Origin of the sequence: Streptomyces sp. NPDC004126 (genome assembly GCF_050275515.1) — a bacterium.
In the GTDB taxonomy this organism is placed as follows: domain Bacteria; phylum Actinomycetota; class Actinomycetes; order Streptomycetales; family Streptomycetaceae; genus Streptomyces.
In genome coordinates, this window is record NZ_JBNNPF010000045.1 from 1 (window position 1) to 13,872 (window position 13,872).

The 13,872-nt window shown below is 71.9% G+C and carries 15 protein-coding genes; 5 read left to right on the plus strand and 10 right to left on the minus strand.

Going from position 1 to position 13,872, the window contains the following annotated elements; translation table 11 throughout:
- A partial coding sequence (locus ACQKM2_RS31435; protein ID WP_427715846.1) for an urease subunit alpha occupies positions 1 to 853 on the minus strand: 853 nt, incomplete at its 3' end.
- A 59-nt stretch (positions 854 to 912) separates the two neighbouring features.
- The gene (gene ureA, locus ACQKM2_RS31440; protein ID WP_427715719.1) at positions 913 to 1,641 is read right to left on the minus strand and encodes an urease subunit gamma; all 729 of its coding nucleotides are present in this window, start codon (positions 1,639 to 1,641) and stop codon (positions 913 to 915) included.
- A 157-nt stretch (positions 1,642 to 1,798) separates the two neighbouring features.
- On the opposite strand from ureA, the gene ACQKM2_RS31445 reads away from it, so the two are divergent.
- Together ACQKM2_RS31445 and ACQKM2_RS31450 are read left to right on the plus strand one after the other, a co-directional pair.
- Positions 1,799 to 3,229 (plus strand): cytosine permease, encoded by a 1,431-nt coding sequence (locus tag ACQKM2_RS31445; RefSeq protein ID WP_427715722.1) that lies wholly within the window; start codon positions 1,799 to 1,801, stop codon positions 3,227 to 3,229.
- A gap of 36 nt (positions 3,230 to 3,265) precedes the next feature.
- Complete coding sequence (locus tag ACQKM2_RS31450) at positions 3,266 to 3,421, plus strand: hypothetical protein (RefSeq protein ID WP_427715724.1); 156 nt, start codon at positions 3,266 to 3,268, stop codon at positions 3,419 to 3,421.
- A gap of 79 nt (positions 3,422 to 3,500) precedes the next feature.
- On the opposite strand, the gene ACQKM2_RS31455 is transcribed toward ACQKM2_RS31450, so the two are convergent.
- From ACQKM2_RS31455 to ACQKM2_RS31470, 4 genes are all read right to left on the minus strand, one after another.
- On the minus strand, positions 3,501 to 4,586 hold the full coding sequence (locus tag ACQKM2_RS31455) for a branched-chain amino acid aminotransferase (RefSeq protein WP_427715727.1): 1,086 nt from the start codon (positions 4,584 to 4,586) through the stop codon (positions 3,501 to 3,503).
- 225 nt (positions 4,587 to 4,811) lie between these two features.
- Positions 4,812 to 5,852: a 3-isopropylmalate dehydrogenase gene (locus ACQKM2_RS31460; RefSeq protein WP_427715730.1), complete on the minus strand. Its 1,041-nt coding sequence runs from the start codon at positions 5,850 to 5,852 to the stop codon at positions 4,812 to 4,814.
- A gap of 127 nt (positions 5,853 to 5,979) precedes the next feature.
- A complete protein-coding gene (locus ACQKM2_RS31465) occupies positions 5,980 to 6,111 on the minus strand; it encodes a hypothetical protein (RefSeq protein ID WP_260614121.1) in 132 nt (43 codons plus the stop codon).
- Positions 6,112 to 6,375: 264 nt separating this feature from the next.
- The gene (locus ACQKM2_RS31470; RefSeq protein WP_427715734.1) at positions 6,376 to 7,260 is read right to left on the minus strand and encodes a LysR family transcriptional regulator; all 885 of its coding nucleotides are present in this window, start codon (positions 7,258 to 7,260) and stop codon (positions 6,376 to 6,378) included.
- Between the two features lie 99 nt (positions 7,261 to 7,359).
- Between ACQKM2_RS31470 and ACQKM2_RS31475 the strand changes: the two genes are divergently transcribed.
- Positions 7,360 to 8,373, plus strand: coding sequence for an NADP-dependent oxidoreductase (locus tag ACQKM2_RS31475; protein WP_427715737.1), 1,014 nt, complete (start codon positions 7,360 to 7,362; stop codon positions 8,371 to 8,373).
- Positions 8,374 to 8,492: 119 nt separating this feature from the next.
- Positions 8,493 to 10,523 (plus strand): phosphocholine-specific phospholipase C, encoded by a 2,031-nt coding sequence (locus ACQKM2_RS31480; RefSeq protein WP_427715740.1) that lies wholly within the window; start codon positions 8,493 to 8,495, stop codon positions 10,521 to 10,523.
- Here the strand turns inward: ACQKM2_RS31480 and ACQKM2_RS31485 are convergent, their stop codons facing one another.
- Together ACQKM2_RS31485 and ACQKM2_RS31490 are read right to left on the minus strand one after the other, a co-directional pair.
- The gene (locus tag ACQKM2_RS31485; protein ID WP_427715742.1) at positions 10,524 to 11,072 is read right to left on the minus strand and encodes a GNAT family N-acetyltransferase; all 549 of its coding nucleotides are present in this window, start codon (positions 11,070 to 11,072) and stop codon (positions 10,524 to 10,526) included.
- Positions 11,069 to 11,782: a tyrosine-protein phosphatase gene (locus ACQKM2_RS31490; protein WP_427715744.1), complete on the minus strand. Its 714-nt coding sequence runs from the start codon at positions 11,780 to 11,782 to the stop codon at positions 11,069 to 11,071. The genes ACQKM2_RS31485 and ACQKM2_RS31490 overlap by 4 nt, the downstream gene beginning before the upstream one ends.
- A gap of 81 nt (positions 11,783 to 11,863) precedes the next feature.
- Here ACQKM2_RS31490 and ACQKM2_RS31495 point away from each other — a divergent pair, with 81 nt between their 5' ends.
- Positions 11,864 to 12,565: a nitroreductase family protein gene (locus ACQKM2_RS31495; protein WP_427715747.1), complete on the plus strand. Its 702-nt coding sequence runs from the start codon at positions 11,864 to 11,866 to the stop codon at positions 12,563 to 12,565.
- Between the two features lie 7 nt (positions 12,566 to 12,572).
- Here the strand turns inward: ACQKM2_RS31495 and ACQKM2_RS31500 are convergent, their stop codons facing one another.
- Together ACQKM2_RS31500 and ACQKM2_RS31505 are read right to left on the minus strand one after the other, a co-directional pair.
- Positions 12,573 to 12,803, minus strand: coding sequence for a hypothetical protein (locus ACQKM2_RS31500; protein ID WP_427715749.1), 231 nt, complete (start codon positions 12,801 to 12,803; stop codon positions 12,573 to 12,575).
- Entirely contained in the window at positions 12,803 to 13,723 is a 921-nt protein-coding gene (locus ACQKM2_RS31505) for a hypothetical protein (protein WP_427715751.1), read from the minus strand. Before ACQKM2_RS31505 ends, ACQKM2_RS31500 begins: the two co-directional genes overlap by 1 nt.
- Between the last annotated feature and the right edge of the window lie 149 nt (positions 13,724 to 13,872).

The window sequence follows — 13,872 nt, forward strand, 5'->3', positions numbered from 1 at the left end:
CGCCCGCCATCTTCAGCACGTTGGGCACGTGCCCGCCGCCGCAGCCCTCGATGTGGAAGGCGTGGATGGTGCGGCCTTCCAGGACGCGGAGGGTGTCCTCGACGGAGAGGCACTCGTTGAGGCCGTCGGAGTGCAGGGCTACCTGGACGTCGTGCTCCTCGGCGACGCGCAGCGCCGTGTCCAGGGCCCGGGTGTGGGCGCCCATGTCCTCGTGCACCTTGAAGCCGGACGCGCCGCCCTCGGCCAGGGCCTCCACCAGCGGAGCGGCGTCCGAGGAGGAACCGCGCGCCAGGAAGCCGATGTTCACCGGCCAGGCGTCGAACGCGTTGAAGGCGTGCTTCAGCGCCCAGGGGGAGTTGACCCCGACGCCCCAGACAGGCCCGAACTCCTGGCCGATGACGGTGGTGACACCGGCGGCGAGGGAGGCCTCCATGATGCGCGGGGAGAGCAGGTGGACGTGGGTGTCCACGGCGCCGGCGGTGGCGATCAGACCCTCGCCGGAGACGATGCTGGTGCCGGTGCCGACGACCACGTCGACCCCGTCGAGGGTGTCGGGGTTGCCGGCCCGGCCGATCGCGTGGATGCGGCCCTCGCGGATCCCGATGGACACCTTCCTGATGCCGAGGACGGCATCGATGACGAGGACGTTGCTGATCACGACGTCGCAGGTGTCGCGGACGGCGGCGCCCTTGAGGTGCAGGCCGTCGCGGGCGGTCTTGCCGAAGCCGGCCAGGAACTCGTCGCCGGGCTTCTGGGCGTCGTACTCGACGCGGACGGTCAGCCCCGAGTCGCCGAGCCGGACCCGGTCCCCGGCCCGGGGGCCGAAGACGGAGGCGTACTCGTGCGGGTCGATGTGGCGGCTGCTGCCGGGGGCGCAGTGCGCACTGTGGTCGGTGTGGGGGGTCTGGCGGCTCACGCCTGGTCTCCCTTCGGGTCGTCTTCGGTGGTGGCGGTGGTCGCGGTGGCGCCGAGGTAGCCGCAGGCGGCGGCGCGGGCCAGGGCCTGCTCCTTGGCTCCGGGGGCGTCCAGGGGTCCGTCCACCAGGCCGGCGAAGCCGATGGCGATCCGCTCGCCGCCGATCGGGACGAGACCCACCTCGCCCTCGCCGTGCGGGTCGAAGCGGACCGAGGAGCCGGCCGGCACGCACAGCCGCATGCCGTAGGCGGCGGCGCGGTCGAAGTCGAGCCGGGGGTTCGCCTCGAAGAAGTGGAAGTGGGAGGTGACGCTGACCGGCACGGACGCGGTGTTGCGCACCCGCAGGCGCAGCAGCGGTTCGGGCTGCGGCGCGCCGGGGCCGGGGACGACCGCGCCGGGGGCGTCGGCGCCGAGGGAGACGGCGCCCTGGATGGGCGCGGAGACCACCGCGAGGCGGGACCCGTCGTCGAAGACGGCCTCCACGTGCACCTCGGTGACCACGTCCGAGACGCCGGGCAGTACGTCGTCGGGGCCCAGGACGCTCCGGGCCTCCTCGATGGCCTCGGCCAGCCGCTTGCCGTCGCGCGCCGCCTCGCAGACCGTGTCCGCGATCAGCGCGGTGGCCTCGGGGACGTTGAGCCTGAGGCCCCGGGCCCGACGGGCCCTGGCCAGTTCCGCGGCGCTGCGCAGCAGCAACCGGTCGCGCTCCGTAGGGGTCAGCCGCACGCCGATCCACCACCTTTTGACTCGATGGGTTAGAGCATCACTCTAACTCTTCATTTCCGCGCAATGAAGCATTGACCTGGGACCAGGCCCTAGGTCACATTGAATGTCGCTCAAACGAATGCGCAACCACCCCCCGCCCTGCCAAGGGAGTCCCCCCATGCCCATCGAACAGCGCGGAGTCGACACCATCCCGGAGGAGGAGCGGACGAGCGGTCCCCGTGACCTGATCTCGATCCTCCTCGGCTCCAACCTCTGCCTCGGTGTGATCGTCTTCGGCTGGCTGCCCCCGTCCTTCGGGCTCGGGCTGGTGCCCTCCGTCACCGCCATCGTGACCGGCACTCTGGTCGGCATCGCCTTCACCGCGCCGCTCGCCCTGGTGTCGCTGCGCACCGCGACCAACCTGTCCACCTCCAGCGGCGCCCAGTTCGGCGTACGGGGGCGGCTGGTCGGCTCGGTGGTCGGCCTGCTGCTCGCCCTCGGCTACACCGCGCTCACCCTGTGGATCGGCGGCGACGTGATGGCCGGGACCCTGTCCCGGCTCACCGGACTGCCCGACACCGGCCTCACCCGGGCCGTGATGTACGGCGTGCTCGCCGCGTTCACCGTCGTCGGAGCCGTCTTCGGCTACCGGCTGCTGCTGCGCATGAGCAAGGTGCTGTCCGTCGCCATGGTGGTCCTGCTGGCCGTCGGCGTCATCGCCTACGCCCCCCACTTCACCACCGCCGCCCCGGCGGGCACGGAGTACCTGCTCGGCTCCTTCTGGCCGACCTGGCTGCTGGCCGCCGTCGCGGCCGGGCTCAGCGGGCCCGTCGCGTTCATCACCCTGCTCGGCGACTACACCCGCTACGTCTCCCCGCGCCGCCACGGCTCCCGCAAGGTGTTCTGGGCCACCTGTCTCGGGCTGCTGGTCGGCCTGCTGGTCCCGCAGCTCTTCGGCACGTACACCGCCCTCGCCGCCGGCGCCGGCACCGACTACGCCGGGCCGCTCGTGGCGGCCTCGCCCTTCTGGTACCTGGTCCCGCTGCTGGTGGCCGCCGCGGCCGGCTCGGTGGGCAACGCGGGGCTGATGCTCTACTCCATGGGCCTGGACCTGGACGCCATCGTCCCGAAGGCCACCCGCACGAAGGCCACCGTGATCGCCGCCGCCGTGGCCACCGCGTTCGTCTTCTTCGGCTCCTTCGAGTGGGACGTGCAGTCCGCGATGACCTCCTTCGTGCTGCTGCTCACCGCGATCGGCACCCCGTGGGCCGTGATCACCCTGATCGGCTTCGTACGCTGCCGCGGGGTCTACGACGCGGACGCCCTCCAGGTGTTCAACCGTCGGGCCCGCGGCGGCGTCTACTGGTACAGCGGCGGCTGGAACCTCCGCGCCACCGCCTCCTGGGCGGCGGGCGCGGTCGTGGGACTGGCGGCCGTGTCGACCCCGGTGTACGAGGGCCCTCTGCTGGCACTCACCGGCGGGGTGGACTGTAGTTTCATCCTGTCGGGGCTGGTCGGAGGCGCGGTGTACGCCGCGCTGACCGTCCGGCCGAAGGCGGCACCGGCCGCCGCACCGGCGGCGGAAGCAGTGATGGCGGCGGCCGACTAGGACAGGGGTCGCCGCGTACGACACGGGGAGAACGTCGTGGAAGAGCTCGCATACGTGGCGACGAAGTTCGTCAAGGGGATGGCCGGCCTGGCCTACCTGATAGGCGACGGCCTGTCGGCCCTGACCGGCTCGGAGGGCCAGTTCCAGCGCAGCGACAAGAAGACGGAAGACAAGAAGGACGAGGAGCGCTGACCACGCTCCTCCCCCACCGCAAGGCCGAAGGCCCCCGCGCAGCAGCGCGGGGGCCTTCGGGCGTCTCGGGGGATGCCCCTCAGCCGAGCGGGTGCATCCAGCCGTGGGTGTCGGCGGTGTGGCCGGTCTGGAGCTCCAGGAGCGCCTTGCGCAGCTTCATGGTGACCTCGCCGGGCTGCCCGTCGCCCTGGGTCCAGTTGGCGCGCTCGGACTTGACCGAGCCGACCGGGGTGATGACCGCGGCGGTGCCGCAGGCGAACACCTCGGTGAGGGTGCCGTTCTCGTTGTCGCGCTTCCAGTCCTCGGTGGTGATCCGGCCCTCCTCGGCGGTGTAGCCGAGGTCGCGGGCGATGGTCAGGAGGGAGTCGCGGGTGATGCCGGGGAGGAGCGAGCCGGTCAGCTCCGGGGTGACGATGCGGTCGCCGTACACGAAGTACAGGTTCATGCCGCCCATCTCCTCGATCCAGCGGTGCTCGACGGCGTCCAGCCAGACGACCTGGTCGCAGCCGTGCGAGGCGGCCTGGGCCTGGGCGACGAGGGAGGCCGCGTAGTTGCCGCCGGTCTTGGCGGCGCCGGTGCCGCCCTTGACGGCGCGGACGTACTCCTCGGAGAGCCAGACCGAGACGGGCTTGACGCCACCGGGGAAGTAGGCACCGGCGGGCGAGGCGATGACCATGAAGAGGAACTCGTTGGCCGGGCGGACGCCCAGGCCGACCTCGGACGCGAACATGAACGGGCGCAGGTACAGGGAGGCCTCGCCGGAGTCCGGAACCCAGGCGCGGTCCTGCTTGATCAGGGCGTCGCAGGCCTCGATGAAGAGGTCGGCCGGCAGCTCCGGCATCGCCATGCGGCGGGCGGACGCCTGGAAGCGCTCGGCGTTGGCGCGCGGGCGGAAGGTGGCGACGGTGCCGTCGGGCTGGCGGTAGGCCTTGAGGCCCTCGAAGATCGTCTGCGCGTAGTGCAGGGTCATGTTCGCGGGGTCGATCGCCAGCGGGGCGTACGGGACCAGCTCGGCGTCGTGCCAGCCGCGGCCCTCGGTCCACTTGATCGTCACCATGTGATCGGTGAAGTGGCGGCCGAAGCCGGGGTTGGCCAGGATCGCCTCGCGCTCCGCGTCGGACAGCGGGTTCGAGGAGGGCTTGAGCTCGATCGTGGGCGTCGTCATGAGTGCTTGTCCTTCACCGGTTGGGTATGGCGGACCGCGCTCATGCGTACTAGGACGTCCGAGCTTCCCCGTATTCCGCGGCCTCGCGTTCGATTATCGCGCGCGGGCAGGCTTCGGAGAAACGGGGCTTTAGCGGCCCAGGAGAGATGGTGGCACCGGGGGCCGCGCAGGAGAAGCCGCCAGGTCCCTTTGTGACCTGGCGGCTTCCTGGGTGGAACGGCCGGGTCAGCCGGCTACTCGCGCGGCGAGGGCGTCGCCGATCGCGTCGGTGGAGCGGAAGGTGCCGTCGCGCTCTGCCAGGTCGGCCGAGACGGCGTCCTCGATGCGGACGGCCTGGTCCTCGTAGCCGAGGTGGCGCAGCAGGAGGGCGACCGAGAGGATCGTCGCGGTCGGGTCGGCCTTGCCGGTGCCCGCGATGTCGGGCGCCGAGCCGTGGACGGGCTCGAACATGGACGGGAAGGCGCCGGTCGGGTTGATGTTCCCGGAGGCGGCCAGGCCGATGCCGCCGGTCACGGCCGCGGCCAGGTCGGTGAGGATGTCGCCGAAGAGGTTGTCCGTGACGATGACGTCGAAGCGCTCGGGCTGGGTGACGAAGAAGATCGTCGCGGCGTCGACGTGCAGGTAGTCGGTGGTGACCTCGGGGTACTCCTGGCCGACCTTGTCGAAGATGTTCTTCCACATGTGGCCCGCGTACACGAGGACGTTGTTCTTGTGGACGAGCGTCAGCTTCTTGCGGGGCCGGGCGTTGGCCCGCTCGTACGCGTCACGGACGACGCGCTCGACGCCGTACGCGGTGTTGATGCTGACCTCGGTGGCGACCTCGGCGGGGGTGCCGGTGCGCAGGCTGCCGCCGTTGCCGGTGTACGGGCCCTCGGTGCCCTCGCGGACCACGACGAAGTCGATCTCCGGACGGCCGGCGAGCGGGGTGGCCGTGTTCGGGAACAGCTTCGAGGGGCGCAGGTTGATGAAGTGGTCGAAGGCGAAGCGGAGCTTCAGCAGCAGGCCGCGCTCCAGGACGCCCGACGGGACCGACGGGTCGCCGATGGCGCCCAGCAGGATCGCGTCGTGCTGCTTGAGGGCCTCCAGCTCCGCGTCCGGGAGGGTCTCACCGGTGCGGTGCCAGCGCTGGGCGCCGAGGTCGTACTCCTTGGTCTCCAGCTTCACATCCTGGGGCAGGACCGCGGTAAGGACCTTGAGGCCCTGAGCCACGACTTCCTGGCCGATGCCATCACCGGGGATCACTGCGAGATTGATGCTGGTCGACATGTCGGAACCGTACTCCGTGTCCCAGCCCTCAGACATATGGCGTCCAGCATTTGGACCAACGGGGGTCCGCTGCGGGCGCGGTGCGCCGGGTGCGGGCGGGCTGGGCGGCGGAGCTGCCGTAGGCCGGTCAGTGGCCGGTCGAGCCGCCGTTGTCGCGGCGGTCCAGGGCGCGCTGGAGGGCGGCGGCGGCGTTCTTGCGGTCGGCGTCGGCCGGGGAGGTGTGGCGGACGCGGCGGGAGGCGGCGGTGGTGGGGGTCATGGTGATCGACTCCTTGGGATCACGGCGTGGCGTGGCCACGGATGAGGGGTGTTCCTTCAAGGCGCCGGAAGAGGCGGGGGGCGGTGCGCCGCAGGGGTTGCCTGCCAGTGGGCGCGCGCCCTCGACCGCCATTCGCAGGATCAGCGAGACGTTCGGCTCCTACAAAGCTAGGACAGGTCCGGCTGTATGTCTCCGCAATTACTCGGACTTCCTAGTATCTGAGACGGGAAACCCCCCGAAGGGACCCTTCCGAAGGTTCCGTTTTCAGGCCCTTGCAGCCCTGAGTTCCCTGATCAGAGCCCTGACAGCGAGAGTCGACGCCAATTCCGCCGTGGTGACGTATCCCACCTGCCTCACCGGCCTCCGGGGCCCCAGGGCGGTGATCTCGACGGTGTCCGGGGCCTCCCGCAGCGACAGCTCCGGCATGATCGCCATGCCCAGGCCCCGGCCGACCATCGTCAGCACCATGGCGTCGTCCTCCGCCTTCACGGTGGCCCGGGGGATCCAGTCCTGGGACCGCCACCAGGCCCGGGTGTAGGAGCCGCAGTTCTCGTCCCAGTCCAGCAGCGGCAGCGCCTTGGGGTCCGGGTGCCCGGCCGGGTGCACCAGGGCGTACGCCTCCTCCGCGAGCACCCCGGTCAGCAGCCCCGGCGGTACGTCCTCCCGCGCGCCCAGCGTCGCGATGCCCAGGTCCGCCCGGCCCGCGGCCACCTCCCCCGCCGTGCCTGCGCCGATCTCGCGCACCACCCTGACCTCGGGCCGGATGCCGGGGTGCAGCGCGGCGAGCCGCTCCAGCGCGGGCGGCAGCAGGTGCAGGGCCGCGCTGCGGAAGGCCGCGACGCGCAGCACCCCCTCCACCGCCTCCCGCCCGGCGGGGGCCCGGGCCGCGCCGCGCGCCTCCGCGCCCAGCACCTCGTACAGCCGCAGGATGCGCCGGCCCAGCGCGACGGCCCGCTCGCCGGCCGGGGTGGGCGAGGCCCCGGTGCGGCCGCGCTCGAAGAGCACCGCGCCGACCTTGCCCTCGCTGCCGCGCACCGAGTGCGAGACCGCCGACTGGCTGACCCCCAGCACGGCGGCCGCGGCGGAGAAACCGCCCGTGTCGGCGACGGCGACCAGGACCCGGAGTTCCTGCGGGGCGAGCTCGGTCACTGGTTCCCACCTCGGTGTATGAGCGGCGTTCATGGATGCGCGGCTTCCATGAGGGCAACCCCCTGCCCGGCTGCGGGATTCCTTCCTAGGTTCATGGCCATGAGCACCGACACCGCCTACGCCGTCCACCAGATCGCCCGCCCGACCGGCTTCCCGGTCGCCTCCGACTTCGCGTACGCCTCCTCCCCCGTCCCCGAACCCGCCCCCGGCACCGCCCTGGTGGAGAACCTCCTGCTGTCGGTGGACCCGTACCACCGCGGGCTGATGGACGGCGGCGAGGGCGGCTTCGAGCTGAACGCCCCGCTGGAGGGCCGCACGGTGGGCCGGGTGACCGCCTCCCGCGACCCGGGCCTGGAGGAGGGCGACCTGGTCTTCCACCGCGCCGGCTGGCGCACCCACTCCCTGGTCACCCTGGGCGCGGACGGCACCCGCAGGCTGCGGGGCCACGAGGGCGTCCCGCTGGAGGCCTACCTGTCCGTCCTCGGCGGCACCGGACTCACCGCCTACGCCGCCCTCACCCGGACCGCGGCCCTGCGCGAGGGCGAGGACCTCTTCGTCTCCGCCGCCGCCGGCGGGGTCGGCACCGCCACCGGGCACATCGCCCGGCTGCTCGGCGCCCGCCGGATCATCGGCAGCGCCGGCTCGGCCGCGAAGGTCGCCCACCTCACCGGGACCCTCGGCTTCGACGCCGCCTTCGACTACCACGACGGGCCCGTCGGCGAGCAGCTGGCGCAGGCCGCGCCGGACGGCATCGACGTGTACGTGGACAACGTGGGCGGGGAGCACCTGGAGGGCGCGATCGACTCCCTGCGCGAGTACGGCCGGATCGCCTGGGTCGGCGCGATCTCGATGTACAACGCGGACCGCTCCCCCGCCGCGCCCCGCAACCTCTTCGAGGTGGTCCACAAGTCGCTGCGCCTGGAAGGCGTATTGGTTCGAAACCACACCAATCTCCAGGACGAGCTGGAGGACTTCCTGGTCCCCCACCTGCGCAGCGGCCGGATCGGCACGGACACCACCGTTGTCCAGGGATTCGACCGCACGGTGGAGGCCTTCCTGGGCATGCTCCACGGCGAGAACACGGGCAAGATGCTCGTACGGACCGGGAGCTGAATCCGGCCATCCGGATGTTCACCGAGTTCTTACCGCACGGATGTAGACCTTTGCAGCGGCTGCCGCCACCCTTGCCGTCGATGTGCCAGAGGGGCACTTGAGTTGGAGGCGAGCAGCCAGTGACACCCATCAGCCGCAGGGGTTTCGTGGGGATCGGCGCCGGGCTCGTGGCGGGGGCGGCCCTGCCCACCGCCCTGCCGGGGACGGCGGCGGCCGCCGCCGCGACGGGCACGATCACCGACGTGAAGCACGTGGTGGTCCTGATGCAGGAGAACCGCAGCTTCGACCACTACTTCGGCAGGCTGAAGGGCGTACGCGGCTTCGGCGACCGCGCCGCAGGCAACATCCCCGGCGGCTGGGGCACCTTCAACCAGCCGAACTGGGGCGGCCGCCAGTACCCGTGGAAGCTGTCCGCCACCCCCTCGGCCGGCGGGGCCGACGGCCAGACCCTGGCCCAGTGCACTGGGGACCTGCCGCACAGCTGGACCTCGCAGCACGCCGCCTGGAACAACGGGCGGATGGACAACTGGGTCGCCGGCGTCGGCAAGACCCACACCCTCGGCTACCTGGAGCGGGGCGACATCCCCTTCCACTACGGCCTCGCCGACAACTACACGATCTGCGACGCCTACTTCTGCTCCACCCTCAGCGCCACCGGCCCCAACCGCACCTTCCTGTGGAGCGGGAAGATCGACGCGGGCAGCAAGGACGGCGGCGAGGAGTCCGGCCTGACCTGGGAGTCGTACGCGGAGGCCCTCCAGCGGGCCGGGATGAGCTGGAAGGTCTACCAGAACGCCCAGGACAACTACGGGGACAACGGACTGGCCTACTTCAAGAAGTTCACCGACGCCCGGCCCGGCGACCCGCTGTGGGACCGGGGCATGGCCTCGGTCCCCAAGGCCACCGGCTCCACCCCCGACGACATCGCCGCCGCGATCCGCGCGGACGTCGTCGCCGGGACCCTGCCCCAGGTGTCCTGGGTGGTGGCGAACGAGGCCTTCTCCGAGCACCCGTACGCCCCGCCCGGCGACGGTGCGCACTTCGTCGACCTGGTCTACCGCGCGCTCGCCGCGGACCCCGAGGTCTTCGACTCCACCGTCCTCTTCCTCAACTACGACGAGAACGACGGCTTCTTCGACCACGTCCCGCCGCCGGTCGCCCCGCCCGGCACCCCGGACGAGTACATCGACGGCGTCCCGATCGGGCTCGGCTTCCGCGTCCCCATGCTCGTCATGTCCCCCTGGACGCGGGGCGGCTGGGTCAGCTCCGAGGTCTTCGACCACACCTCGGTGCTGCGCTTCATGGAGAAGTGGACGACCGCGATCGGCACGCCCGCCCTCTGCCCGAACATCAGCGCCTGGCGCCGCAAGGTGACCGGCGACCTGACGGGCGTCTTCGACTTCGCGCACCCGGTGTACGGGGTCCCGGCGGGCCTGCCGTCCACGGCGAAGGTCATCGGCCAGTCCACCTGCGGCCCGCTGCCCAACCCGGTGCCGCAGAACAACGCCCAGCCGGCGCAGGAGCCCGGCACGCGGCCGGCGCGGGCCCTCCCCTACCAGGTGAACGGCAACCTGGACCGCTTCGAGTTCGGCCCGACGGGCAAGATCCTGGCCTGGTTCTCGATGACCAACGAGGGCCCGCAGGCGAAGCAGGCGGCGCACTTCTCGATCCACCCGCACCAGTACCGGGACACGGCCGCCTGGCAGTACACGGTCGAGCCGGGTGCCACCTCGGCGGACTGGTTCTCCATCGGCCTGGGCGCCGGCTCGGGCAAGTACGACATCTCCATGTACGGCCCGAACCGGTTCCTGCGCCGCTTCATCGGCGACGCGACCAAGGCCGGCAAGGACCTGGAGGTGGCCGCCCGCTACGCGGTGGAGTCCGGCACCGGCAAGATGGCCGTCTGGTTCAAGATGACGAACTCCTCCGCCTCCCCGGTCACCTTCACCATCCGCTCCAACGCCTACCGCACGGACGGCCCCTGGACCTACACCGTGCCGGCGAACTCCTCGCGCGAGGACTTCTTCAACGCGGTGGCGTACAGCAAGGGCTGGTACGACTTCACGGTCCTGGCCGACGCCGACGGCACCTGGTCGCGCCGCTACACGGGCCACATCGAGACGGGCGCCCCCAGCGTCTCCGGCTCCTAGCTACACCACGTCCCCGTCCCGCCAGTCGAAGTCGAGCCGCCCGGCGGAGACCGGCGCGACCCCGCCGGGCGGCGTCCACACGTAGGTCGAGCCCTCCTCCTCGGGCAGCCGCTCGGGGCCGGCCGGGCCGAGCACGCCGACCTGCCCGGGGTACGGCTTCCAGCCCCGGCTCTCGTACAGGGCCGCCCCCTCCTCGGACGCGGAGAGGGCGCCCAGTACGTAGGCCCGGGCGATCACGCCCTCCAGCGCGGCCATCACCGCCGCGCCGAGCCCGCGCCGGCGCCGGTCGGCGCGGACGGCCACGGCCTCCACGTAACCGGTCCGCAGGGCCCTCCCCTGGTGCAGCACCCGGCGCTGGACGAGGCTGCCGTGCGCGACGAGCGCGCCGTCCTCGTACACCAGGGCGTGCATCCCGCCGAGGGCGTGCTCGAAGTCCTCGTCGCCGAAGTCGCCGTCGAAGGCCCCGTCGAGCAGCTCCCGGACGGCGGCGAGGGCGTCCCCGTCGAGCTGGGAGGTGTGCGCGAGGCGGGTCCGCGTATCGTCGCTCATGCCCCCAGTCTGCCCCTCAGCCCCTGCAGTTCGGCGGCCGTCAGCCCGGCCCCGCGCAAGTAGGCGTCCGCATCCAGCCACTCCGCGGTCTCCCGGGCGAGGGCGTGCACGGTGGTGCCGAGGCCGGCCGTGTACCCATCGATCTCGGTGGCGTCGTAGGACCTGCCCCGGGCCGCGTACCGGGCCCGGACCCGCGGCTCGCTCAGCGCGTGGTCGTCGGCGATCTGCTCCGGGCCCGCCCCGGCCAGCCGCAGCAGGACGAGCGCGATGATCCCCGTACGGTCGCGGCCCAGACCGCAGTGGAAGACGACCCCGCCCGGCGGGGCTCCTGCGACGGCGCGGGCGACGGAGGCCACGCGGTCGGGGAAGCGCTCCAGGAAAGGCCGGAAATACGCGGGGGTGCCGAAGCCGGGAGTGCCCCACCACACGTCCCAGAAGTCCCGGTGCTCGATGCCGTCGAGCGGGATCCGCAGGGTGGTCAGCCCGGCCGGGCGCGGGGCGTGGTCCACCTCGGCCTCGCCGTCGTTGCGCAGGTCGATGACGGTCCGCACCCCGTGACCGGACAAAGTGGTCCAGCCCCGGGCGGTGAGCCCGTCCAGGCTGTCCGCCCGTATCAGCACCCCGGGCCGCAGCGCTCCCAGACCGCCGAGGTCGCGGGCGTTGAAGCAGCCCTCCCAGTCCACGAATCGACCGACGTTCGACACGGTCATAGCCCCCCTGTCAGTACACAACGGACATTGGTTCATGACGTTCCGCTGGCCTCGGGAGTTCCCCCGCTGGAAGATCTGCGCATGTCGCCTGAGACCCAGCAGTGGACCCCCACCCATGGCCAGCCCTACCGGCCCGTCGCCTACCGTCCCGCGCGCATGCCCGGCCCCGAATCCCTGGCCCGGGCGGCGGAGTTGCGGGCCCGGATGGACGAACGGCGGACCGTGCGCCACTTCTCCCCCGAACCCGTCCCGGAGCAGGCCGTCCGCGACGCCATCGCCTGCGCGGCCACCGCCCCCTCCGGTGCGCACCAGCAGCCGTGGACCTTCGTCCTGGTCAAGGACCCGGCCGTCCGGCAGCAGATCCGCGCCGCCGCCGAGCAGGAGGAGCAGATCTCCTACGACGGCCGCCTCGGCGACGAGTGGCTCGCGGCCCTGCGCCCCATCGGCACGGACGCGGTCAAGACCCACCTCACGGACGCGCCGGCCCTGATCGTGGTCTTCCAGCAGCGCTACTGGCTCGGCCCGAACGGCACGAAGCGCAAGCACTACTACGTCGACGAGTCGGTCGGCATAGCGGTCGGCATGCTCCTGTCGGCCCTCCACCTGTCCGGCCTGGCCGCGCTCATCCACACCCCGAGCCCGATGCGCTTCCTGGCGCACGTGCTGAACCGCCCGGAGAACGAGAAGGCCTTCGCGGTCATCCCGGTGGGCTACCCGTCCGACGACTGCGAGGTCCCTGACCTGATCCGCAAGTCCCTGGACCAGGTCCTCTTCGAGGTCTGAACGCCCGTCACGGCTCGGCAGTCGGCGATCCGGCCGCCGAGCCGCGCTCCGGCAGCGCCTGCTGCTCCGCCGAGGCCCCGCGCAGCACGGTCGCGAGCAGAAGGCAGACCTGCATCCTGTCTTGTGGTGTGCTGTCCGCCAGGAACGCCCTGAGCTGGCGGAGAATAAGGTAGTCGCGGGTGGTTTTGGCAACGATGGCAACTGCGGCAAACGCGAGGACGACGGCAAGGGCGGCCATCAGGCGTACCGCCGCTCGATGGACTCGGCAATTCGGCTGACCCAGTCACCCGAGAGCTCGGTGTGCGTGAGGTGGAGGCACCGCACGTAGACCTCTGCGCCCCCGAGGCGGATGACGCCCGGAATGCGCGGGTGCGGAGCGGCTACGCGCCCTGCGCCTTCCGCCACGGCGGCGTCCAGGCCACTGCGCATCAGTTTCTCCGTCACCGCAGACGCGGTCGGCCCGCAGCACCACTCAAGGACGAGATCCTGGTACTGGTGACAGTACGAGTTCACCCAGCCGTGTGCCTGTGCCGTGAGGTTGACCAGCTGGGGCCGCCGCAGCAACCGGCTGAGCAGGTAGTCCCTCGACCGAGGGTCCGGGCCGGCCATGGGGGTCCCCGTCCAGTAGGGCAGTTCCCCGCGCTCCGTCGCGTGCAGCGACCGGGTGGCGAACCGGCCAACGTACCGCAGGCCGTCGCCGTCCTGCGGCAGGCGTGCACTCGCGTTCGCGCCTTCAAGGCGGACGCGCCCGCCACCGACGACGTCCCGGAGGACCAGGCGCCCGTCCTCGGCTCCGACACGCAGGCCCGGCACTCCGCGCAGACCGCCGTAGTCCTCGTCGTAGCGCGGGAGCAACGCTCCCAGGACGCGTCGCGCCATGCGCTCATGCAGCTTCAGGGTGAGCCCCTCCGGTGCGGGTACGGCTGCCTTGACCCCGAGCACTGCTCCGTCGAGCTGGCTGTCGCGGAGGGCTTCGCCCACGGTCAGGGCGATCCGCGCCTCGAAGGCGCGCTGAGCGGGGTCCGCCGCGTCGGGCACGGGCTGGCGGCGGGTGATCAGGCCTTCGGCGGCCCATCGCCGCGTGGTGCGAAACGAGACTCCGGTGGCTTCGCTGCACAGCTCCGCGACACGATCCCTGTTCCGGCTGGTTCCGGGCATACGTCTCCTCCTGCGCCCCGCCCGGCTCGGCGACGTGAAGGTCCGACGTACCGCATGAATCCCCTGATACCGCTCGTACGGGGTCTCGTGAGAGAGCTTGGCTCCCCTCGGGCATGCCGGGGCCCGAGGACGCGGAGGCGGGTCGCCGT

What these genes read in the sequence shown, in the direction of transcription:
- ACQKM2_RS31490 (WP_427715744.1), bottom strand. Translation starts at nt 11,782, where the DNA reads ATGACCGTGTCGAACGTCGGTCGATTCGTGGACTGGGAGGGCTGCTTC.
- ACQKM2_RS31500 (WP_427715749.1), bottom strand. Translation starts at nt 12,803, where the DNA reads ATGGCCGCCCTTGCCGTCGTCCTCGCGTTTGCCGCAGTTGCCATCGTT.
- ACQKM2_RS31485 (WP_427715742.1), bottom strand. Translation starts at nt 11,072, where the DNA reads ATGAGCGACGATACGCGGACCCGCCTCGCGCACACCTCCCAGCTCGAC.
- ACQKM2_RS31505 (WP_427715751.1), bottom strand. Translation starts at nt 13,723, where the DNA reads ATGCCCGGAACCAGCCGGAACAGGGATCGTGTCGCGGAGCTGTGCAGC.
- ACQKM2_RS31475 (WP_427715737.1), top strand. Translation starts at nt 7,360, where the DNA reads ATGAGCACCGACACCGCCTACGCCGTCCACCAGATCGCCCGCCCGACC.
- ACQKM2_RS31495 (WP_427715747.1), top strand. Translation starts at nt 11,864, where the DNA reads ATGTCGCCTGAGACCCAGCAGTGGACCCCCACCCATGGCCAGCCCTAC.
- ACQKM2_RS31445 (WP_427715722.1), top strand. Translation starts at nt 1,799, where the DNA reads ATGCCCATCGAACAGCGCGGAGTCGACACCATCCCGGAGGAGGAGCGG.
- ACQKM2_RS31465 (WP_260614121.1), bottom strand. Translation starts at nt 6,111, where the DNA reads ATGACCCCCACCACCGCCGCCTCCCGCCGCGTCCGCCACACCTCCCCG.
- ACQKM2_RS31460 (WP_427715730.1), bottom strand. Translation starts at nt 5,852, where the DNA reads ATGTCGACCAGCATCAATCTCGCAGTGATCCCCGGTGATGGCATCGGC.
- ACQKM2_RS31455 (WP_427715727.1), bottom strand. Translation starts at nt 4,586, where the DNA reads ATGACGACGCCCACGATCGAGCTCAAGCCCTCCTCGAACCCGCTGTCC.